Genomic DNA, 21,802 nt, shown 5'->3' on the forward strand with positions numbered 1-21,802 from the left:
GGACCTCTGGGACATGAGGGAGCGCCCCCGGCGACGGACGCGAGTCCGCCGCCGGGGGCGCTGGGGGGATCAGCCGCAGCTCTTGGCTGCGTACGAGGCCGTGGCCCCGCCGGTGCGATCGTCGCCGGTCGCGGTCACCGTCGCCTCGCCCGCAGGGACGGACGCGGAGCGGGTGGTGAAGGTGTGGAACACCGTCGCCCCGGGCTGGACGGCGGGGATGACCCGCTCGCCCCACGCCGTCGTGAGCGTCACGTCGACCGGCACCGTGTCGGTGTTGGTCGCGCGGGCCGTCACCGACGCCTTCTTGGCCAGGCACTTGACCTCGGCCGAGGCGGTCACCGCGAGGGGGGCCGGCTCGTCGATGTCCTTGACGCGGACGTTGCGGTACGACACCGACTCCCCACCACCGTGGTTCTGCAGGCCGATGAAGCCCTGCGAGAGGTCGCGAGCAGGATCGGTGCTGGTGAAGTCGTTCACGAGCGTGCCGTTGAGGAAGATCTTGATGGTCTGCCCCTTCACGACGATCTCGTACGCGTTCCACTGGCCGACGGGCTTGAGCGAGGCCTGCACCGCGTCGGCATCCGCACCCTGGAAGGTGTAGATCGCGCCGGTGGTGCGATCGGCGGCGTCGGACGCATCGATCTGGATCTCGTAGCCCTGGTTGACCGCGACCCACGGGTCGTTCTTCGGGTCGGGGAACCCGACGAAGACGCCGCCGTTGTGGTCGGCGATGAGCTTCCAGTCCAGCTTGAGGCTGTACTCGTTCATCTCCTGCGCCTTGTGCCAGAGCAGGCCCATGCCGCCTTCGCCGCGGATGCTGCAGTCGTTCTGTCGACCGAAGCCACCCGGCCCGGCCATGCGCCACCCGGCGTTCAGGCTCTCGAGCGTGCCGTCGAAGAGCGGGCGGTAGCCGTCTTCGACCTGCGCCGGGGCGCAGATGTCGGCGGTGCCGATCGACAGGACGTCGACGTTGATGTTGCCCTTGTTCCCCGACTCGTACTTCAGCGCGATGGTGTTCGCCCCGGCGACCAGCGGCATGTCGCGCGTGATCGTGGCCCAGGTCTTCCAGTCACCGGTGGAGGCGAAGTCCCACTTCCCCAGGTTCTGGCCGTTGACGTAGAGGTTCACGTCCTTGGATCCGGGTGCGGGGTTCGGGCCGTTGGCGTAGCGCACCGAGACCGGAACGGTGCCCGCGGTCTCGGCGTTCACCGTGAACTCGAAGGCGGATCCCGCCTGCCACATGCCGCCGGCGAAACCGGCCCCGGAGTATCCACTGTGCTCGGTGTCGAACTTGGCGCCACCGATCAGGCGGGCCTCCTCGGCCTCGTACCAGCCCTGGTCGGCCGGCGAGACGTAGCCCGGCAGCGAGTTGAGCGTGTACCACGCCTCGGTGCTCCACAGCTTGTCGCCGCTGGCCGCGGCGAAGGGCTGCGGCGAGCGCAGGTGGACGACGCGCCCCTGCTTGAGACCGTCGAACGAGACCGTGACCGTCTTGCGATCGGCGGATGCCGTCGCGTTCGTCAGCGAGAGGATCTCCTCGTCGACCTTGGGGCCGCCGTAGGTGGAGGTCGGCAGGTAGCGCCACTGCTCGGCGCGGTACGCCGAGGCGAGGTTCGCCAGCGTCTCGTCGGACAGGGGCTGGGTGTACTCGATCTCGAATCCGCCCTCGACGACCTTCATGGACTTCATGTCAAAGGCGTCCTGGGTGGTGTTGGGAACGAGCTTCTGCAGGCCGTAGGTGAGCTTGCCCGCCTCACCCCAGTTGCCACCCTCTCCGGTGCCGCCGATGTACAGCGACTTGTCGGGGCCCTCGATGACGCGGTTGACGCCGACCTCGAAGCCCGCGGAGTGGCGGAAGACCGCGCCCTGGAACTCGCCGTCGACCTTCTCGAGGAAGGCGCGCTGCAGGCCGCCGTAGGTGACGTCGCCGAACATCATCTGCCCGGCGAAGGGACCGTCCTTCAGCATGATGGGCGTGCTCGGGGAGTTGCCGATCTCGTTCTGCGGGATCCACACGACGGGAGGGGTGACGGGGTTCTGATCGAACGGACCCGCGGGGTTCGTGTAGTGGTTGAAGAAGCGATCCTGCTTCACGTTGACGAGCTTGTTCGCCGGCAGCCAGGCACCCTGGTTGTCCATCGCGAAGAGTTCGTTCTCGGGACCGAAGGCCACACCGTTGGGGGTCCGCAGACCGCCGGCGACGTAGCTGATCGCCCCGGTGGCGCGGTCGATCTTGACCGACGTGCCGCGGTTCTTCGCCGGCTGCGGGTTGGTGGTGGCCCCGCCGTTGTCGATCGCGACCGAGAGGTTGACGTAGAAGTTCTCCTCGTCGTGGATCAGGCCGAAGGCGAACTCGTGGAAGTTGTTGCCCGAAGGGTACTCGGCGACCTTGCGCTTCGTCTCGTACGAGCCGTCGCCGTTCGTGTCGCTGAGCTCGGTGAGCTGGTAGCGCTCCGAGACGTAGATTTTGTCGTCGACGACGTCGATGCCCATCGGGTTGAGAAGACCACCGGCCGCCTCGACGACGGTGACGTCCTCGGGTCCGTCGGCTGCCTGGGCACCCTTCAGCACGAAGACCTTGCCGGGGGTCGAGGTGTCCCATCCACCGGAGTTGACCGAGCCCGTGGTCAGCACGGCGAGATCGCCGCTGCCGAGGAAGGCCAGCCCCGAGACCTTCGGCGTGAAGCCCTCGGGGCGCAGGTTCACGAGCGTGTAGTTCGGGTTCACGGCATCCAGGCGCAGACCGTCTCCCGCGGAGTCGCTGCTCCCCTCGCAGTACTTCGTGCCGGGGGCGGTGACGCGCACGACGCCCGCCTCAGTGCTGAGCACGCTGTCGGGGATGACAGTGAAGGCGGAGGAGCCGGGGACCTTCCACTCGACGGTGAGCTGCTGGCCGTTGGTGGCCTCGAACATCTCGACGAACAGGTCGTGGACTCCCACGTCGAGCGTCACCGTGCCCTCGACGGATTCCGCTCCGTGGAGACCGTCGTTGTCGATCAGCTGCGTGCCGTCCAGAGTGAGGCGCGAGCCGTCGTCACTCGTCAGGCGGAAGGCGTACTGGCCCGGCGTGCTGACAGTGAGGTTGGCCAAGGCGTGCGTGATGAAGTTGTCGCCCGCGCCGAACTGCTCGTCGGTGCGCCAGTCGATCGTCGACATGAGCTTGTCGACGTTCGGGGTCTGTCCCGACTTGAGCGTGCAGAGCTCGGTGAGGGGCGGGGTGGAGTAGGTGCGAAGCGTCACACCCGGTTCTTGCTTGGGCAGGTCCGCCGGGGTGTTGATGGCGGGGGCGACGGCGGCACCGGCGGGCAGGATCGCTCCTGTAGCCACGAGTGCTCCGCCCAGGAGACCGGCCACGAGAGTCCTCGCGACACGGGTGCTGCGCCGGCGAGGGCCGGACAAGACAGCGGGTACGGGCATCATTGCTCCTTCGGATCAGCGGCGAGGGCGGCGTCGACCGCTCGGATCGCGCAGGTCGCCCTCGACCGTGGTCACTGTAGGAGTCTTTTAACGAAACGTCCACAAAACTTGACTAATTTGCGTCACGAACTGCGTGACTCGAGGGGCTAACCCTCTCTACGCAGTCTCCTAGTGGCCCGCATTCTACGAGAATTTCCCGGTCAAAAAGCAAAATTCTGAGCGATGTGCGATATCAGTCGTCAGTCATCTTTTGCTTGACGCTCTCCCGAAGTCACACTACTGTCGCAACGAACCCGCAGAACCGACCCGTGACAGCGCCGCCACGAGGCTCCCCCGAGTCCGCCGCGCCCGCCCGAAACGACGGCATCCCTCGTTCGCCGATCGGCGCCTCGCCGGTCGTCCCGACCACCCGCCGGCGCCCGCCGACGACTCCACCGGCCCACGGTGGAAGAACGGAGCACTCATGTCCCTCACCTCCCGTCGCGGCCTGTCGGCCCGCATCGGTGTCGCCACCCTCGGGGTCGGCATCCTCGCCGCCGCGGGCGGCGGCACCGCCTTCGCCGCCGACGAGGACAGCGTCGACGTGCAGGTCGAGATCGCCCCCGCGGCGGAGCCCGGCGTGCTCGCCCTCACCGTCGCGGACGATGCGACCACGCTCACCGAAGGCGAGGCGTCGGGCACCGACCGCACCTTCGCGGGCACCCTGCCGACGGTCACCGTCACCGACACCCGTCTCGCCGAGAACGTCGACCCGGAATCGTTCTGGTACGTCATGGGAGCGATCAGCGACTTCACCGGCAGCGCCGGCCAGCCTGCGATCTCGTCGGCGGACAGCTTTGGCTGGTACCCCGACATCGTCTCGGGCAACCCCGCAGGCGGATCGCAGGTGGTCGCCCCCGGAGACGACGTCGACCCCGGAACAGGCGGCTTCGTCGACGCCGAGCTTCTCGCCAACGTCGACAGCGCCGCGGATGCCGCCGGCGGTTCGTACTCCGCCACCGCCGACCTGCTGCTGAAGACGCCGTCCACCGTGGCACCCGGTGCGTACTCGGCCACGATCACCCTGACCCTGCTCGAGGGGTGAGCGCCGAGATGAGGGTGACGCGCGCGCGGGGAGCATCAGCCGGCATGGCGGGTGTCTTCGTGGCCGCGATCGCCCTCGTGGCAGCATCGCCCGCCCTGGCCGATGACGCCACGGACTCCGCGGTCACCTGGTCGGTCACCCCGGCCTCGGCCACGGGGCCGGACGGCCGCCGCGTGATGCAGGTCGAGCTCGACCCGGGTCAACGCGTCACCGAGCACCTCGCCGTGAAGAACTACAGCGAGCGCGAGGCGACCTTCGCCTTGAGCGCCGCAGACGGCTACTACACCGAGACGGGGCGCTTCACGATGCTCCCGGCCGACCGCACCTCGACCGACGCCGGCACGTGGATCACAGTCGAACCGACGGTAACGCTCGCGCCGAACGAGACGCGGGTGGTGTCGTTCGAGATCGCCGTGCCCCAGAACGCCACCCCCGGTGATCACGCGGCCGGGGTCTCGGCATCCGTTCGATCCACCTCTACAGGAGGGGACGGAACGAGAGTGGGCGTCGACAGTCGCGTCGGCTTCCGCGTGTCGACCCGGGTGACGGGGCAGCTCGCCCCGTCGGTGGGCGTCGGCGAGGTCCGTGCCGAATACACGCCGTCGTGGAACCTGTTCGCGCCGGGGTCGATCACCTACGCCTACACAGCGGAGAACACCGGGAACACCGCCCTCGTCGTGAGCGACGCTGTGGAGGCGAGCGCGACGGAGCGCGGGGTCCTCTTGCCCGGCGAGTCCCGGGACGTTCGTTCCGCGGCACAGCCCGCGTGGCCGCTCTTCGTGTTGATGAAGGACGTGAGGGTGGATGCCGCGGTGCCCGACTCAGCGCTCACTGCGGACCCCGTGACGCGCAGCGTGACGGTATGGGCGGTTCCCTGGGTGCACCTCGCCGCCGCCGTCGGCATCGCCCTCATCGTCGCGGCCGTCGTATCCGGGCGCCGTCGCTCCCGCCGACGCGTCGACCACCTCGTCGAGCGCGCCCGCGAAGAGGGCCGGCGCGAGGCGGTGGAGGCCCCATGAGCGCCGACGACGGCGTGGGCCTCACCGTCGAGATCACTCCCCTGCCGACCGCCACCTGCGCCGTCGACTGCTCGCCGCCGTCCGGCGCCGGCCCCGGTTCCCCCGGGGGCGGGCTGCCGGTCACCGGAGGCGAGATGGCCTCCGTCCTCCTCGCCGTCACGCTGGTGGGAGCGGGACTCACGGCGACGGTGTGGGCGCGGTGGCGTCGACCGGCAGCGGACCGGAGCTGACCGCTCTCCCGTCGATACCGCCGCTCGCCTGATCGAGCGAGCGGCGGTGGCGGCGCTCGATCGCCTGACCCACGTAGGAGGCGGCGACGATCAGCGCGGCGCCGGCGAGTCCAGGAGGACCGACGGCTTCACCCCCGATCGCCACGCCCACGGCGAGGGCCCAGACCGGTTCGGTGCCCATCAGGATGCTCGCGCGGGTCGCCGAGGTGCGCCGCACCGCCCAGAGCTGGACCACGAAGGCGAACACCGAGCACAGCAGGCCGAGGAAGATCACGTCGACCCAGCCGGATGCCGAGAGCCCCGCCACGGCGGGCGGAAGATCGGGCCCGGCCATGGCCGTCGAGGCGAGAGCGCACACGACGAGCTGCACGAACACGACCGCGAGGGTGCTGTCCTCTCGCCCGCGGGTGAGGTGCCCGCTCGCGGTGACGTGCACGGCGCGGACGACCGCCGCGGCGATGACGAGCGCATCACCGGGGTTGGGGGCCCTCAGACCCCCGCCCGAGACGAGCAGGGCGACCCCGGCGACCGCAGCCACGGCCGCGACGAAGTACGAGCGCGGCAGCCACGAGCGCGACGCGAGGCTCTCCAGCACTGGGGTGAAGACGAGCGCGAGACTTATGAGGAGGCCCGCGTTGGTCGCCGAGGTCAGGTGCACGCCCGCGGTCTCGAGCCCGATCACCGCCGCCTGAGAGCAGCCGAGGAGCGCGGCGATCACGAGACCGCGGCCACGCGGCATCCGCTCCCTACGCAGGAGGCACAGGATGCCGAGGGCGCTCGCGGCGACGAGGAAGCGGAGGGCCACGCCGGAGGCGACCCCCGTCTCGGCGACCAGTTCTTTGGCGGCGAGAAAGCTCGCCCCCCACACCGCGGCGACGGTGATGAGGAGGATGTCGACGAGGAGTTCGGGAGCGCGGCGGGTCACTCCTCCACGATTATCTGCGACAACCCGGAAGAGCAAGACGACTCTTCTTCACACTGACGTAAGTTTTTACTTATGGATCCCGCTCACCTGCGCGTGCTGCGCGAGCTCCGCGATCGGGGGAGTGTGGCGGCCGTCGCGGCGGCGCAACATGTCTCGGCCTCCGCGATCTCGCAGCAGCTGGCCGCTCTGCAGGCCCACGTCCCCGTCCCCCTCACCCGTCGCCGCGGGCGGGCTCTCGCGCTCACACCGGCCGGCGAAGCTCTCGCCGCAGCGGGAACGCGGGTCGACGAGGCCCTCGTCGCCGCGCGCGAGGCCGTCGGCGCTTTCCTCGACGCGAGTGACCGACCCGTGCGCGTCTCGGCCTTCCACAGCGCCGCCCTCACGCTCTTCGGGCCCCTCCTGCGCGAACTCGACGGGTCGGTGCCCCTGCGCTTCGCCGACGCCGACGTCGCGCACCGCGACTTCCCCGGGCTGACCGCTGACCACGACCTCGTCATCGCCCACCGCCTCGCCCACGATGAGCCGTGGCCGGCGGACCGCGTGGTGACGGTGCCGCTGCTCGAAGAGCCTCTCGACATCGCCCTCCCCGCTGACCACCCGCTCGCCCGATGCGCCGAGCTGCTCGCGTCCGACCTCGTCGGCGAGAGATGGGTGTCGGTGCACGTCGGCTTCCCCCTCGCCGGGGTCCTCGATCACCTCTCGGCGCACGTCGGGCGCTCGCTAGACGTCGCCCATCGCATCAACGAGTTCTCGGTGGCGGCCGAGATCGTTCGCGCGGGCGCGGCGGTCGCCGTCATGCCCCGTACCACGACGGCCCCTCTCGCGGTCGACGGGCTCGTCCTCCGCCCCCTCGCCGATCTCGCGATGGTGCGCCACGTGGATGCACTGGCCCGCCCCGACGCCCTCGCCTACGCTGCGGTACGGCGCGTGTCGTCGGCGTTGCGGTCGGTGTCGGCTCGGGCGACCGAGGGTTCCACGGACCCCGGCTCGGTCTGACGAGCGGCGACGGGGGCGGGGGCGTCGACGTCGGCCGGAGCGGCGCGCGGCGCGACGGGCGGCTCCGGATCGGCGAGCAGCGCCTCCCTGATGATGCGGCGCGGATCGTACCGGCGCGGGTCGAGTCGCTGCCAGTCGACATCGGCCACCTCGGGGCCGAGCTCGTCGCGCACGCGCTCCTGGGCGGTCTTCGCGAGGCCGCGCGCGCGGAAGAGGGCACGCCGCAGCGATTCCGCCGCGGCGGGAAGTCGCTCCGGACCGATGATGAGCGCCGCGAGGACGCCGATGAGGATCATCTTTTCGATGGTGAGGCCGAAGAACACGGGCTCCTCCTGCGCTCAGGTGCGGCGGGGGCCGACCATCGGCCCGCGGTGGGTCAGCGGGTCGGGGGCGGGTCGGCGATGACCGCCGGGACGCGTGCATCGGGAACGGCGGGCGCTGCAGATTCGGCGAGCGGCGCCGCGTCGTCGTCCTTCATGGCCTTCAGCTCACCCTTGAACAGCCGGGCCGACTTGCCCACGCTCTGAGCCAGCGCCGGCAGCTTCGCGGCCCCGAAGAGGAGCACGACCACCGCCAGGACGATCAGCAGATGCCATCCGGTCAGTCCATGGAGCATGAGGCCTCCTCGGCCGTGTCGGCGCCTTCGCCGACGGTGGGGGATCGGCGCGGGACGCACCGTGCGGCGATGGTAGTCCGCGACGACTTGAACCCACAAGTCCCAAGTAGAGCGCACCTTTGTTGTTCGGTTATTACGCAACTTTTGATTGACCTATGGAAAAACGTCCGTCAGGATGACGACGAGCAACGTCCCCCACAATCGGACACCTCATCCCCCCGAGGCTCGCCCCATGAACCACCCCCAGAGGCGGCGATCGGCGACCCCTCCCACTCGACGAAGAGTAAGGAGCACACACGGCGCGTGGCTGACCGCCACCGCACGAAGAGCCCGGGCCGTCACGATCAGTCGTTGAGACCGACTGTGTGACGACCCGGTGAAAACAACTCGAACGCATTCACAGGAGCTGTTTCACGATGAACTCTACTTCTCGGCATCCGGTCGTCCGGTCCCGGTTGACGGCGGTCCTCGCGGCCACCGCACTGGGCCTGGGCGCCATCGCCGCCGCACCCGTCCCCGCCTTCGCGCACGAGGGGCACGACCACGGCACCACAGACCCCGGGGGCGACCACGGCGACCCCACCGACCCCGGCACCCCCGACCCCGGCGACACCGGCGAAGACGGCGGCGCCCTCGACTGGAGCAACTACGAGCGCGTGCTGCTCACCAAGGACGTAGGTGAGCCCATCGACCTCGCCGTCCTCCCCGACAAGCGCGTCCTGCACACCGCCCGCAACGGCGACGTGCGCCTGACCGATCCCGCGACCGGCGTCACGCGCGTCACCAACACCCTCGACGTCTACGCCAACTCCGAGGACGGCCTGCAGACGGTCGCCCTCGACCCGGACTTCGCCGAGAACAACTGGGTCTACCTCGTGTACTCCCCGCGCGACGCGGACGGTGACGGCGTGGCCGACACCCCGGCGGGGAACTCCCCCAACACCCTCCCCGCGGGAGCCGACGAGTCCTACTGGGACCAGTGGGTCGGCGTGAATCGCCTCGCCCGCTTCCAGTGGAACGGCGACGCCCTCGACCTCGCGAGCGAGCAGGTCGTCCTCGACGTCGAGGTCCAGCGCGGCCAGTGCTGCCACGTCGGTGCCGACATCGGCTTCGACGGCGACGGCAACCTCTACCTGAGCACGGGCGACAACACACCGGCATCCACCCCGGGAGCCAACGGCTTCGCCCCCAACAACGACGCCCCGGGCTACAACCCCGGGTTCGATTCGCGCCGCGGCGCCGGCAACACCAACGATCTGCGCGGCAAGATCCTGCGCATTCACGTCGAGGACGACGGCACGTACACGATCCCCGAGGGCAATCTCTTCGCTCCGGGGACCGCGCTCACTCGCCCCGAGATCTTCGTGATGGGCGTGCGCAACCCGTTCCGCATCGAGGTCGACATCGAGACCAACTCCCTCTCATGGGGCGATTACGGCCCCGACGCGACGAAGGCCGTCGCCGAGGCCTCGGGTCGCGGACCCATGGGACTGGTCGAGTGGAACGCCATTAGCCTCGACGAGCCCCAGAACGCCGGGTGGCCCTACGTCCACGCCGACAACCGGGCCTACAACGACTGGGACTTCGCCACGGCGACGCCGGGTGCGTTCTTCGACCCGCAGAACCTCAAGAACGAGTCGCGGTGGAACACCGGTCTCACCGACCTTCCCCCCGCGCAGCCCGCGACCCTCTGGTACGGCGACAACCCTGGTGACCAGCCGTGGGACGAGCTGGTGAACTTCGGGGCCGGCAACGGCCAGGGCCCCATGGGCGGACCCGTGTACCACTATGACGAGACCAACCCCTCGCCTACGAAGCTCCCGCAGCACTGGGACCGCAAGGCGTTCATGGGCGAGTTCTCGCAGGACTACATCGCCGCGTTCACGCTCGACTGGGACACCTTCGAGGTCAGCGCCATTGAAGACTTCCTGCCGAACGCGGCGCTCAGCACCCTGGGCCAGCCGACGCACGACAACCCCATGGACATGGAGATCGGGCCCGACGGATCGATGTACGTGCTGGACTACGGTGACGGCTTCTTCCGCGCGAACCCCGATGCCGGGCTCTACCGCATCGACTACGTCGCCGGCAACAAGTCGCCCCAGGCGCGCTTCACCGCGACGCCCACCTCGTCGTCGCAGGCTCCGCTGACCGTCGAGTTCGACGCGTCGACCTCGACGGACCCCGACGGAGACGCCCTCACCTACGAGTGGGACTTTGACGGTGACGGCACCTACGATGCGACCGGCGCGACCACGTCGTACACCTACACCGAGCTGAACAACTACAGCGCCCGTCTGCGGGTGTCCGACCCGGGCGGACGCATCGGTCTGACCTCGCGCACGATCTCGGTCGGCAACCAGGCGCCCGAGGTGACCGTGGCCTTCCCCGGCAACGGCGCGTTCTTCGACTGGGGTCAGGCGATCCCGTTCCAGGTCACGACGACGGATGCCGAGGACGGCGACGCGACGGAATGCTCGCGCGTCAGCTGGACCTACGGTCTCGGCCACGACGAGCACGCCCACCCCGAGGTCTCGGGCACGGGCTGCACGGGTGTCTTCCGCACCGACCCGAACTCCCCCGAGCACGGCCCCGGTGCCCTGCTCTACGGCGCGGTCGTGGTGACCTACACCGACGCGGGCGCCAACGGTCTGCCGGCGGCCACGGGTGAGGCGACCGTTCGCCTCAACCCCAAGCAGCAGCAGGCCGAGCACGCGATCCGTCGCGAGGGCGTCACCGCCTATGCCGACGCCGACGCCTCGGGCGGCAACGCCATCCGTGGCCTGGGATCGGGCGACTACCTCGCCTTCGACCCGGTGAACTTCGCCGGCATCGACGGGGCCGTGGTCCGCGCCAGCGGCGCGGGCGAGGTCGAGCTGCGGTGGGGAGCGGCCGACGCCGAGCCCTTCGCGACCGCCACCATCCCCGCAGGCACCGGCTGGCAGGACGTCGAGATCGCGTTCGATGCCCCCGAGGGCACCGGAGCGCTCTACGTCACCTCGGCCGACGAGCTGGCCGTCGACGCGCTGACCATGGTCGGCGACGGCGTCGGAGACGTCACGCCCCCCACCGTCGCGCACACGCTGGCCCCCGCCACCCCGACGGGCGTCGGCGGCGTGTTCAACGAGCCGGTCCGCTTCTCGGTGCAGGCCGCCGACAACGGCACGCTCGCGAGCGTCCAGTACTCGCGCGACAACGGCGCGACCTGGGTGAACCTGGCGGCGAATCAGCAGTACGGGGTGACGTTCGATCAGGACGGCGCCTACGACATCCGCTACCGCGCCACCGACACCGGTGGCAACGTGTCGGAGCTCGGTTCGGTGTCGTTCACGATCGACCTCGACGCTCCGAATGAGCCGACGGTCGACACCCGCACGCTCGTCTCGCTCGGCTCCCCGCGCGTCACCTACGGCGCCCCGGGCGACGTGACGGTGTCGGTGCGCGGAGAGGGCGGCGCCCCCACGGGCGAGGTCGTGCTCACGATCGGCGACACCGAGCTCGGTCGCGCGACCTTGGATGCCGACGGCAGCGCCGTCGTCGCCCTCCCGGCGGACCTCCCGGTCGGCACGCACACACTGCGGGCCACCTACGGAGCCGACGAGACCTTCAGGGGATCGGCCGGCATCGGTCGCCTCACGGTCTCGCAGGCGAGGTCGACGACCTCGGTCGCCGTCTCGCCGACGCCTGTCAAGCCCGCCGTGGCGGCCACCGCCACGGTCCAGGTGGCTTCGTCGACGGGCATCGTCCCGACCGGTGACGCCACGGTGACGATCCGTCGCAACAACGCGGTCGTCGCCACCGTCACCGGCACGCTCGGCGCCGACGGCACCGTCCAGGTGGCCCTGCCCAAGCTCAGCGCGGAGGGCGCCTACCAGGTGCAGGCGTCGTACACCGGTTCGACCGGGATCGCGAAGAGCAGCGGCAGCGCGAACCTGACCGTCAAGAAGTAACACCCCGGTGGGGGTCGTACCGCGGCCCCCACCACCCTCACGGTCGTCCCCGGCCCCGGGGCGGACCCACCTCGAAGGAGAGTCATGAGTCACCACCACGACCACGCGCACCCCATGGTGCCGGATCGGCCCATGAGCCGGCGCACACTGCTCAAGGCCCTGGCGGCGTCGTCCGTCGCCGTCGGCATCGGCGCCGCAGCCATGCCCGCCGCAGCCTCCGCCTCCACCGCCTTCGGCGCTCGCGCCGCAGCGGCCGCTCCCCCGGTCAGCGCCGGAAAGCGTCTCGTCCCCGTCAACCGCATCGGCATCCAGCTCTTCACCGTCCGCGACAAGGTCAGCTCGCTGGGCTTCCGCGCGGTGTTCGAGGAGCTGGCCCGCATCGGCTACTCCGAGATCGAGTTCGCGGGCTACACGCAGGGCAATGTCGGCGCCATCACGCCGCAGGAGATCCGCCAGCTGCTCGACGACAACGGCCTGCGCGCGACCGGTGCGCACGTCAACCTCACCCCGGCGAACATCGACCAGCAGCTCGAGATCGCACACGTGCTCGGCATGCCGCACCTGGGCCAGGGCGGACCCATCGCCGGAGGCTACGGCGGTCCGCTCGCCAAGGACCCGTGGATGCAGGCCATCGGCACGTGGAACCAGATGGGCGAGAAGGGTCGAGCCGCGGGCATCAAGCTCTACCTGCACAACCACGCGCAGGAGTGGGGATTCACGACCGACACCAACGAACGCGTGTACGACCTGTACTGGGAGAACCTCAACCCCGAGACGGTGTTCTTCGAGATGGACGTCTACTGGGCGCACGTCGGAAAGTTCCTCTACCCCGGGTTCGAACCGATCGACTACATCAAGCGCGACCCGCGGCGGTTCCCGATCCTCCACCTCAAGGACGGCAAGCTCAACCCGAGCAGCGCCAACGGCTACGACATCGTCGAGTTCGGCGCCGGGAACATCGACTACACGGCGTTCCTGTCGCAGCTGCGCGACCGCGGTCAGCGCTTCGGCATGTTCGAGCAGGACAACGCCTCCTCGGTGCCGGTGAACCCCGGGAACTCGCTCGCGAACGCCGACCGCAGCTACGACAACATCGCAGCCCTGCGCGGCTGAGCGACGAGGAAGAACTGATGAACAGAATCACGAAACTGACCACCGTCGGACTCCTCGTCATCGGGGGCAGCGTGGTCGCGGTCCCCGCGTACGCGGCCGACCTCACCTGCACCGACGACCTGGGCAGTCAGAGCGTCTCAGGCAACCTCATCGTCCCGGGAGGAGCGGACTGCGTCCTCGGCGGTGCGACCGTCGAGGGCGACATCGTCGTCGAGGCGGGCGGGTGGCTGGATGCCACCTCGGTCACGGTCACCGGAGACGTCGTCGCCACCGACGCGTACGGCGTATCGCTCGACGGCACGAGCGTCGCAGGTGACGTCAGCGCCTACTCGGCAGACACCACCGTGGGCTTCCTCTACGTCAACGACCTGAAGGTCGGCGGCTCGGTGGAAGCCGGCGGCATCGACGTGGAGGTCGTCGACAGTGCGATCTCGGGCTCGCTGCTGACGCAGCAGGCCACCTACGTCGACGTCGTGCGCTCGTCGGTCGGCGCCGACCTGTCGATCGACGGCTCGAACTGGGGCGTGTCGATGACCGGCGCCGTCGTCAAGGGCGACGTCACCGTGAGCGGCAGCTCGCGCGACGTGCTGATCGGCGCGACGGCCGACGGCGGCTCCGACGCGTTCGCCAACTCGATCGGCGGGGGCCTCTCGCTCACCGGGAACTCCGCGAACCTGCGTGTGGCGAACACCACCGTGTACGGCGCTCTCGCCCTCGACGGGAACACCCCGGCGGCGGCGTTCGGCGCGGGCGTGCGCGCCGGTTCGACCACCGGCGACTACACGGGTGAGGCTCCGACCACCCCTCCCGCGGGCGACCAGTCGATCGCGGTCACCGTTCCCGGTCAGGGCTCGGGCGAGCTCACCTGGTCGATCGAGGGCACCTCGCGTCTCGTCGACCTCGGAGTGGCGACCGAGAACCTCGACCACTACGCAGCGGCGGGCGAGATCGTCCCGATCCGCGTCCAGGACACCCGGGCCGGCAACCCCGGCTGGTCCCTGACCGCGCAGGTGTCGAACTTCGCCGCCGACGGCCAGGAGGTGTCGAGCACCTACCTCGGCTGGACGCCCGAGGTCCTTGAGACGCAGGGCGGCGCCGTCGCCGGGGCCCCCGTGCCCTCGGGCTTCGACAGCGGCCAGGGCCTCTCGGTCGCCCGCACCCTTGCGCAGGCGAACGACGGCCACGAGCGGGGCAGCTCGCTCGTGGGCGCCGACCTGGATCTCAAGCTCCCGCTCGAGACCCCCCGCGGCACCTACACCGCGACCGTGACGCTGACCGCCCTCAGCTGACCCCCTCCCCGTCGGGGTCGCGCCCCTCGAGAGCGCGGCCCCGACGGGATCCCTTCCACACGAAAGCCACGCCCATGTCCCAGGCGAAGACCACTTCCCGCCCGCTCCGATTGCTCGTGTCGTTCCTCACCGGCCTCGCGCTGCTGCTGGCTAGCCCGCTCGCCGCCTCCGCGGCCGCCGCCCCCGCCCCCGACACCACGGTCACGTGGAGCGTCAAACCCGCCGACACCGCGCAAGGGCGCGATCGGCCCAACTACGCCTACGACCTGATGCCCGGCGGCACGGTCGGCGACGCCCTGTACGTCGCGAACCGCAGCCCCCAGCCGATCACCCTGCGCGTGTACGCCGCCGACGGCTTCCTCACCGATGACGGAGCCCTCGACATCCTCGCCGGAGGGGCGGAATCCACCGACCTCGGCAGCTGGGTCTCGATCGCATCCCCCGAGCTCACGCTCGACAGCGGCGCGAGTGCGGAGGTCCCCTTCACCGTCACCGTGCCCGCCGACGCCGCCCCGGGCGATTACGCGGCCGGCATCGTGGCATCCATGCTCGTGACCGCCGACAACGGCACCGTCACCGAACGTCGCCTGGGCTCGCGCGTGCACCTCCGCGTACAGGGCGAGCTCGCGCCCGCCCTGGCGGTCGGCGACGTCGTCGTCGATTACCACGGCACCGCGAACCCCGCAGAGACGGGATCCGCGACCGTGGGCTACACCCTGACCAACACCGGCAACACGCGTCTCGACCCGAATGTCGAGGTCGCCCTCGGCGGGCCGTTCGGCTGGGCGCGCGTGACCGCCGCCGACGACGCCCCCGAGCTGCTGCCCGGCAGCTCGCTGGAGCGCACCGTCGAGGTCGCCGGGGTCGTCCCCCTCGTGCTGCTGTCGGCCGACGTCACCGCCACCTCGCAGGTCGTCTCGCGCACGCTGGCCGGCGCCGAGCCGTCGACCCTCGACCCCCTCGTGTCGCAGGGCGCGGCCGCCACGGCCGCCGTGCCGTGGACGGCGCTCGCGATCCTCGCCGCGATCGCCCTGCTCGTGGCCTGGCGCATCATCGCCGCCCGGCGCCGTCGAGCAGCCCACACCCGGGAGATCGCCGCCGCCGTGGCTGCCGCGCGAGCGGATGCGGACGGGACGGATGCCGAGGGGACGGATGCCGCTGTGTCCGGTGCCGCGACGGGTGCGGCCGCCGAGCGCGAGCCGGTGCGCGCCGGCGGCGTGTCCGACACCGAGGGAGCCCCCGAAGCTCCCTCCCCCGCCCCGACCCGCGTCTCGCGCCGGTCGCCCTGAGACCCGCTCGCGGCGTGGAGAGGGACACTCCGCGCCGCGAGCGATCGACGACGCCCGCCGTGCTCGTGCATGGCGGGCGTTCCTCGTGCGCTGCCCCCCTCCCCCGGCCCGGCCCGGCCCGTCCCAGTCCCGGTCTCGCCTCGTCTCGACCCAGCTCCGGCCCGGCCCGCTCCGCCTCGTCCCGGCCCGGCGAGCCCCGGCCCCGCCCGGCCACAACGCAGGAACATCGACCCGGTCGGGGCGTCTTCGTCCGGCCCGGGAGCCCGCCACCCGCAGATGTCCTGCGTCATGTCATCGGAGGGACGGGCGACGCACCGGGCACGGCCCGGGAGGGGGGACGCGCCGGGGTCCCGGCATCCGGAATCGGTGTGTCGGGGAAAGGTCCGCGGTCGTGCACGCTCGACCGGCTCAGCACCCACCCGGCAGACTGGCTACCCCGGCTCTGGCGCACAACTCCTGCACATCGCACGGCCGTGGCCTTCCAGGGGCGCAGAACCCGCCCCTCCGCAGGAGTTGTGCACGCGTCACTGCCCCGGCACGGCGTAGCGGCCCGCCCGAACCGGGAACCGGCGGAAATTCCGACCAGGGCGCACAACTCCTGCACATCGCACGGTGGACACCCCTCGGGGCCGCAGAACCCGCCGATCCGCAGGAGTTGTGCGCGCGTAGCACGCCAGCCGGCGCACGCCGTTGCGGATCAGGCGCGGAGGAACGCGGCGTTCAGCGACTCAGGGGCGAGGGCGTGCTCGACGGCGAGCATGCTCGCGCCGATCACGGCGGCCTTCTCTGCGGCGACCGACTGCACGATGGAGAGGTACTCGGTGGCCAGCGGTGTGGAGCGCGTGTAGACGACCTCGCGGACGCCGGCGATGAGATGCTCGCCCACGCGGGCCATGGACCCGCCGATCGCGATCACCGAGGGGTTCATCAGGCTCACGCACGTCGTGAGCACCTCGCCGATGTCGCGACCCGCCTGGCGCACGGCCTGGATCGCGTCGATGTTGCCGCGCTTGACGAGGTCGACCACGTCGGAGCCGGTGTGCGCATCGATTCCCTGCGCGCGCAGGGCGCGGGCGATCGCGGGACCGGACGCCAAGGCCTCGAGGCACCCGCGATTGCCGCACTGGCAGGGGATGTCCGCACCGCGTGCGACCTGCACGTGACCGATGTCGCCGGCGATGCCCTGGGCCCCGCGCTGCAGATGACCGTCGGAGATGATGCCGGTGCCGATGCCGGTGGCGACCTTCACGAACATGAAGTGGTCGACGGCCGGCCAGGCGATGCTGCGCTCGCCCAGAGCCATGATGTTGACGTCGTTGTCGACGAGCACGGGGACGGGCATGTGTTGGTAGATCCAGCCGGGGATGTCGAAGCGATCCCAGCCGGGCATGATCGGGGGGTTCACCGGCTGGCCGGTGGAGTGCTCGACGGGGCCGGGGACGCCGATGCCCATGGCTGCCACGTCTGAGGTGGAGCGGCCCGACTCGGAGAGCAGCGCCGAGGCGGTCTCGACGAGCCAGGTGAGCACGGGCTCCGGGCCCGTGGCGATGTCGATGTCGCCGGTGCGTTCGCTGAGCACCTTGCCGGTGAGGTCGGCGATCGCGACGGTCGCGTGAGAGGCGCCGAGATCGACGGCGACGACGACCTTGGCCGCGGGGTTGATCGCGAACTGCGACGGAGGCCGTCCGCCGGTGGACACGGCATCGGCGACGGGGGTGATGAGGCCCATGCGCATGAGCTCGTCGACGCGCACGGCGACCGTCGATCGGGCAAGGCCGGTCGACTTGGCCAGCTCCGCTCGCGTACGCGGTACGCCGTCTCGCAGCAGCTGGAACAACTGGCTCACGCCGTTGACCGACTGCACGGAATCTGTCGTCATCCTCTTCACGCCCTCAGTACACCATTAGTAGCAATGCATTCCATCCACATACCGACGGCGACTACGCGAATCACGCAGCCGCCGTCGGCATAAGGGGTCGTCAGCCCCGTCCAGGAGGACGGGAGAAGCGCTGCTGCAGGAGCACCGCGACCACGATGATGACACCTTTCGCCACCGCCTGGACGGAAGACGAGAGATTGTTCTGGATGAACACGTTCGACAACGTCGCGAAGATGAGGACGCCGAACACCGTGCCGGTGATCGTTCCACGCCCGCCGACGAGGAGCGTGCCGCCCACGACGACCGCGGCGATGGCGTCCAACTCGTACAGCTGACCGTGGGTCGAGGTGCCCGCCGTCGTGCGGCCGAGGATCATGACGGCGGCGATGCCGGCGCATAGACCCGTGATCGCGTACAGCCACATCGTGTGCCGACGCACGTCGATGCCCGCCAGGCGCGCGGCTTCGCGGTTGCCACCGACGGCCACGGTGCGGCGCCCGAAGGTGGTGCGGTTCAGCAGCACCCAGCCGAGGGCCGCCACGATGGCGAAGATCCAGATGAGGATGTCGACACCGAGGATGTCGGCGTTCATGAAGGTGATGAAGCCGCGGTCCTCCACCACGAGCGTTCGACGCTCGGCCAGGATCTCGGCGAGGCCGCGCGCACCCACGAGCATGGCGAGCGTTGCCATGAAGGCCACGACGTTGCCGTAGGCGATGACGATGCCGTTGATGAGACCGGCGCCCACGCCCACCGCCAGGGCGATGACGACCATGACGCTCCAGTGCAGGTTGTCGGCGAGATCCTGCACCGCGGCGAGGGTCGCGACCACGGAGGCGAGGCCCATGACCGACCCGACCGACAGGTCGATGCCGCCCGCGATGATCACGAGGGTCATGCCGATGCTGATGACGCCGATGATCGAGGCCTGGCGGAGGATGACAAGCACGTTGTCGACGCTCGTGAACGACCCGGGCGCACTGATGGCACCGACGATCACGATCACCAGCAGCGCGACGACGAGGCCGATGTTGCGACCGGCAGAGCCGGAGAGGAAGCGCCGCCAGGCGGGCGCGGGAGCCGAGGCCGCGACGACGCCGGTCTCGGTGGGGACCGTGCGTGCACGGGTCGGGGTGGTCGGCTCGCTCACGCGGCGGATCCTTTCATGACGAGGTCGAGCACACCGTGCTCGTCGATCTGGTGGGAGGGGAGGGTGCTCAGGATGCGACCGTCGGCGACGACGAGGACGACATCGGCGAGGCCGAGCACCTCTTCGATCTCGCTCGAGACGACGACGACGGCGTTGCCGGCGGCGGCGAGATCGCGGATGAGGGCGTAGATCTCGGCGCGCGCGCCGACGTCGACGCCGCGGGTGGGTTCGTCGAGCAGGAGTACCTCGGTGCCGTGCACGAGCCAGCGGGCGAGCAGGATCTTCTGCTGGTTGCCGCCGGACAAGGTGCGGGCGGGGCGATCGGGGTCGGCGGGGCGCAGTTCGAAGGCGTCGATCTGTTCGCGAGCGACCGTGCGGGCGGCGCGGTCGTCGAGGAACCCGGCCTTGGCGAAGCGCTTCATCGAGGCGAGGGCGATGTTGACGAAGATCGGCTCGTCGAGGACGAGGCCTTGGCTCTTGCGCTCCTCGGGCGACAGGCCGATACCGGCCCCGACGGCGGCACGGACGGATCCGCGTGGCAGCACCTTGTCGCGCACGCTCACGGAGCCGGTGCTGGAGCGTCGCGCTCCGTAGACCGTCTCGAGGATCTCGGATCGACCCGAGCCCACGAGTCCCGCGAGCCCCACCACCTCACCGGCGCGTACCGAGAACGACACGTCGGAGAAGACCCCGTCAAGTCCGAGGCCCCGGACGTCGAGCACCACGGGGGCATCGGACGCCACGGGGACACGCTCGGGGAAGACGTTGGCGACCTCGCGGCCGGTCATGAGCCGGATGAGTTCGGCCTTCGGGGTGTCGGCGGCCGGGAGGCCGACCGCGGTCGTGCGCCCGTCCTTGAGGACGGTGATACGGTCGCCGATCTCGCGGATCTCCTCGAGGCGGTGCGTGATGTAGACGACGGCGATGCCTGCGGCGGTGAGCTCTCGGACGACCGCGAACAGGTTCTTGACCTCCTCGGTGTCCAGCACGGCCGAGGGCTCGTCCATGATGATCAGCTTGATGTCGTGCGACAGCGCGCGTGCCATGCTGACGATCTGCTTGTTGGCGGCGCTGAGCGAGCCGACCTCGGTGTTCGGCGACAGGTTGGCGTGGCCGAGTCGGCGCAGCAGCTCTCGGGTCTGTCGAGCAGCTTCCGCGCGCTGCGTGAAGCCGCCGCGCGCGAGCTCGTGCCCGAGGAAGATGTTCTCGGCGATGGTGAGACCGTCGACGACGTCGAGCTCCTGGTACATCGTCGCGATGCCGAGTTCGATGGCCGCGTCCGGGTCGGCGATCTCGACCTTCTCGCCGAGCCACACGATCTCGCCTTCGTCGGGACGGTGCACTCCCGCGAGCGTCTTGATGAGGGTCGACTTGCCCGCGCCGTTCTGACCCAGCACGCAGTGCACCTCTCCGGCGACGATGTCGAGATCGACACCGCGCAGGGCGCGGACGCCGGCGAAGGACTTGGTCACGCCGCGGACGACGAGTAATGACGGCTGATGGTCAACTTTGATCACGCGGCGAACATAACACGCCGCCTCGCCGTCGCGCGACCCGGATTTCGCCGGACCGGGGGAACCTTCCTCCCGCACGCGCGCGAGCGCTTCCCTCGCAGAAGCACTGTGACCGACGACTTATGCAGCTGAAAAAACAAAAGATGCTCGGTTGACCGACACTTCTGCTAGCGTGAGCGACGTCAGAGTGGACCCCTCCTACCGGAATGACCCGGGGCCGCGATGACCCCAGCTGCATCACATTTCAAGGAGGAAACATGCGCTCACAGTGGAAGTCGCGTTCGCGACTCGTCCTGACCGGTATCGCCGTCATCGCCTCGGTCGGCCTTCTCGCAGGTTGCACCGGTTCGGGCGGCGACAGCCAGAACGTCGTCGATCAGGGCACCACGACCGAAGAGAACGCCGCCGCCGGCGACACCGTCACCATCGGGTTCTCCGGCCCCGCCGCCGACCACGGGTGGCTCGGTGCCATCAACTCGGGCGCGCTCGCCGCCGCCGAGAGCTTCCCCGACGTCGACCTCAAGGTCGCCGAAGGCACGAACGACGTCAACGCGCAGATCGCCGCCGTCGAAACCTTCATCAACGACGGTGTGGACGCCATCGTGCTCCTGCCGAGTGACGGCGCAGCCCTCACCGAGGTGGCGATCAAGGCGATGAACGCGGGTATCCCCGTGATCAACGTCGACCGCGAGTTCTCGAGCCCCTTCGCCGCCCGCTCGACCGTCCTGGGCGACAACTACGGCATGGGCGTCAGCGCCGGCACCTATATCTGCGATCAACTCGAGGGCAACAGCAGCGCCGTCATCGGCGAGATCGCGGGCATCGACTCCCTGCCGCTGACGCAGGACCGCTCGGCGGGCTTCGCCGACGCCCTGTCGGACTGCGGCCTCAAGGTCGGACCCCGCGTCGCCGCCGACTTCACCGTCCAGGGCGGCGAGGCCTCGACCTCGCAGCTGCTCTCGGCGAACCCGAAGATCGACGCCATCTGGAACCACGACGACGACCAGGGCATCGGCGTGCTCGCCGCCATCACGGCGGCCGGTCGCGACGAGTTCATCATGGTCGGCGGCGCAGGCAGCCGGAACGCGATGGAGTCCATCCAGGCCGACGACAGCGTCCTGAAGGCCACGGTCATCTACCCCTCGACGCAGGCAGCCGACGGCATCGCGCTGGCCCGCCTCATCGCGCAGGGCAAGACCGCGGGAGACCTCATCACGCCCAGCGTCCCCAACCGCATCGTGTTGGACGCCCCCGTGGTGACGAAGGACAACGTCGCGTCCTTCATCGACCTCTCGTTCCAGTCCTGACCCGGTCCGGGGCGTCCGCGTTCA

Annotated in this window: 16 protein-coding genes; 9 read left to right on the forward strand and 7 right to left on the reverse strand. The window is 70.1% G+C overall.

What is annotated here, in order from left to right:
• Positions 1-69 precede the first annotated feature (69 nt).
• The gene (locus M3667_RS09840) at positions 70-3,354 is read right to left on the reverse strand and encodes a family 16 glycoside hydrolase (RefSeq protein WP_251507682.1); all 3,285 of its coding nucleotides are present in this window, start codon (positions 3,352-3,354) and stop codon (positions 70-72) included.
• Between the two features lie 526 nt (positions 3,355-3,880).
• Between M3667_RS09840 and M3667_RS09845 the strand changes: the two genes are divergently transcribed.
• Genes M3667_RS09845 through M3667_RS09855 form a run of 3 tightly spaced genes read left to right on the forward strand, consistent with a single transcriptional unit; the run spans position 3,881 to position 5,750 of the window.
• On the forward strand, positions 3,881-4,501 hold the full coding sequence (locus tag M3667_RS09845) for a hypothetical protein (RefSeq protein ID WP_251507683.1): 621 nt from the start codon (positions 3,881-3,883) through the stop codon (positions 4,499-4,501).
• A 44-nt stretch (positions 4,502-4,545) separates the two neighbouring features.
• Positions 4,546-5,520, forward strand: a complete 975-nt coding sequence (locus M3667_RS09850; RefSeq protein ID WP_251507684.1) for a DUF916 domain-containing protein — start codon at positions 4,546-4,548, stop codon at positions 5,518-5,520.
• Positions 5,517-5,750, forward strand: a complete 234-nt coding sequence (locus M3667_RS09855; RefSeq protein ID WP_251507685.1) for a hypothetical protein — start codon at positions 5,517-5,519, stop codon at positions 5,748-5,750. The genes M3667_RS09850 and M3667_RS09855 overlap by 4 nt, the downstream gene beginning before the upstream one ends.
• Here the strand turns inward: M3667_RS09855 and M3667_RS09860 are convergent.
• Entirely contained in the window at positions 5,698-6,675 is a 978-nt protein-coding gene (locus M3667_RS09860) for a DMT family transporter (RefSeq protein ID WP_251507686.1), read from the reverse strand. The genes M3667_RS09855 and M3667_RS09860 overlap by 53 nt on opposite strands.
• 72 nt (positions 6,676-6,747) lie before the next feature.
• Between M3667_RS09860 and M3667_RS09865 the strand changes: the two genes are divergently transcribed.
• The gene (locus M3667_RS09865) at positions 6,748-7,671 is read left to right on the forward strand and encodes a LysR family transcriptional regulator (protein ID WP_251507687.1); all 924 of its coding nucleotides are present in this window, start codon (positions 6,748-6,750) and stop codon (positions 7,669-7,671) included.
• Here M3667_RS09865 and M3667_RS09870 read toward each other — a convergent pair.
• Together M3667_RS09870 and tatA are read right to left on the reverse strand one after the other, a co-directional pair.
• A complete protein-coding gene (locus tag M3667_RS09870; RefSeq protein ID WP_251507688.1) occupies positions 7,584-7,994 on the reverse strand; it encodes a Sec-independent protein translocase TatB in 411 nt (136 codons plus the stop codon). The two genes, M3667_RS09865 and M3667_RS09870, sit on opposite strands and share 88 nt — an antisense overlap.
• A 53-nt stretch (positions 7,995-8,047) precedes the next feature.
• Positions 8,048-8,287 (reverse strand): twin-arginine translocase TatA/TatE family subunit, encoded by a 240-nt coding sequence (gene tatA / locus M3667_RS09875; RefSeq protein WP_251507689.1) that lies wholly within the window; start codon positions 8,285-8,287, stop codon positions 8,048-8,050.
• A 416-nt stretch (positions 8,288-8,703) separates the two neighbouring features.
• Here tatA and M3667_RS09880 point away from each other — a divergent pair, with 416 nt between their 5' ends.
• The 4 genes from M3667_RS09880 (at position 8,704) to M3667_RS09895 (ending at position 15,928) form a co-directional block, all read left to right on the forward strand.
• The gene (locus tag M3667_RS09880) at positions 8,704-12,237 is read left to right on the forward strand and encodes a PQQ-dependent sugar dehydrogenase (RefSeq protein WP_251507690.1); all 3,534 of its coding nucleotides are present in this window, start codon (positions 8,704-8,706) and stop codon (positions 12,235-12,237) included.
• Between the two features lie 132 nt (positions 12,238-12,369).
• Complete coding sequence (locus M3667_RS09885; RefSeq protein WP_251507691.1) at positions 12,370-13,350, forward strand: sugar phosphate isomerase/epimerase; 981 nt, start codon at positions 12,370-12,372, stop codon at positions 13,348-13,350.
• A 17-nt stretch (positions 13,351-13,367) separates the two neighbouring features.
• The gene (locus tag M3667_RS09890; protein WP_251507692.1) at positions 13,368-14,639 is read left to right on the forward strand and encodes a hypothetical protein; all 1,272 of its coding nucleotides are present in this window, start codon (positions 13,368-13,370) and stop codon (positions 14,637-14,639) included.
• 74 nt (positions 14,640-14,713) lie between these two features.
• On the forward strand, positions 14,714-15,928 hold the full coding sequence (locus M3667_RS09895) for a DUF916 domain-containing protein (RefSeq protein WP_251507693.1): 1,215 nt from the start codon (positions 14,714-14,716) through the stop codon (positions 15,926-15,928).
• A gap of 697 nt (positions 15,929-16,625) precedes the next feature.
• Here M3667_RS09895 and M3667_RS09900 read toward each other — a convergent pair.
• The 3 genes from M3667_RS09900 to M3667_RS09910 form a co-directional block, all read right to left on the reverse strand.
• A complete protein-coding gene (locus tag M3667_RS09900; RefSeq protein WP_251507694.1) occupies positions 16,626-17,807 on the reverse strand; it encodes an ROK family transcriptional regulator in 1,182 nt (393 codons plus the stop codon).
• 100 nt (positions 17,808-17,907) lie between these two features.
• Positions 17,908-18,957: an ABC transporter permease gene (locus tag M3667_RS09905; RefSeq protein ID WP_251507695.1), complete on the reverse strand. Its 1,050-nt coding sequence runs from the start codon at positions 18,955-18,957 to the stop codon at positions 17,908-17,910.
• Positions 18,954-20,429 carry a sugar ABC transporter ATP-binding protein gene (locus M3667_RS09910; protein WP_251507935.1) on the reverse strand — a complete coding sequence of 492 codons (1,476 nt, stop codon included), beginning with the start codon at positions 20,427-20,429 and terminating at the stop codon, positions 18,954-18,956. The genes M3667_RS09905 and M3667_RS09910 overlap by 4 nt, the downstream gene beginning before the upstream one ends.
• Before the next feature lie 299 nt (positions 20,430-20,728).
• Here M3667_RS09910 and M3667_RS09915 point away from each other — a divergent pair, with 299 nt between their 5' ends.
• Entirely contained in the window at positions 20,729-21,778 is a 1,050-nt protein-coding gene (locus tag M3667_RS09915) for a substrate-binding domain-containing protein (RefSeq protein WP_251507696.1), read from the forward strand.
• The last annotated feature ends 24 nt before the right edge of the window (positions 21,779-21,802 follow it).

The sequence above is a fragment of the Microbacterium sp. P26 genome (assembly GCF_023712585.1).
Taxonomy (GTDB): Bacteria; Actinomycetota; Actinomycetes; order Actinomycetales; family Microbacteriaceae; genus Microbacterium; species Microbacterium algihabitans_A.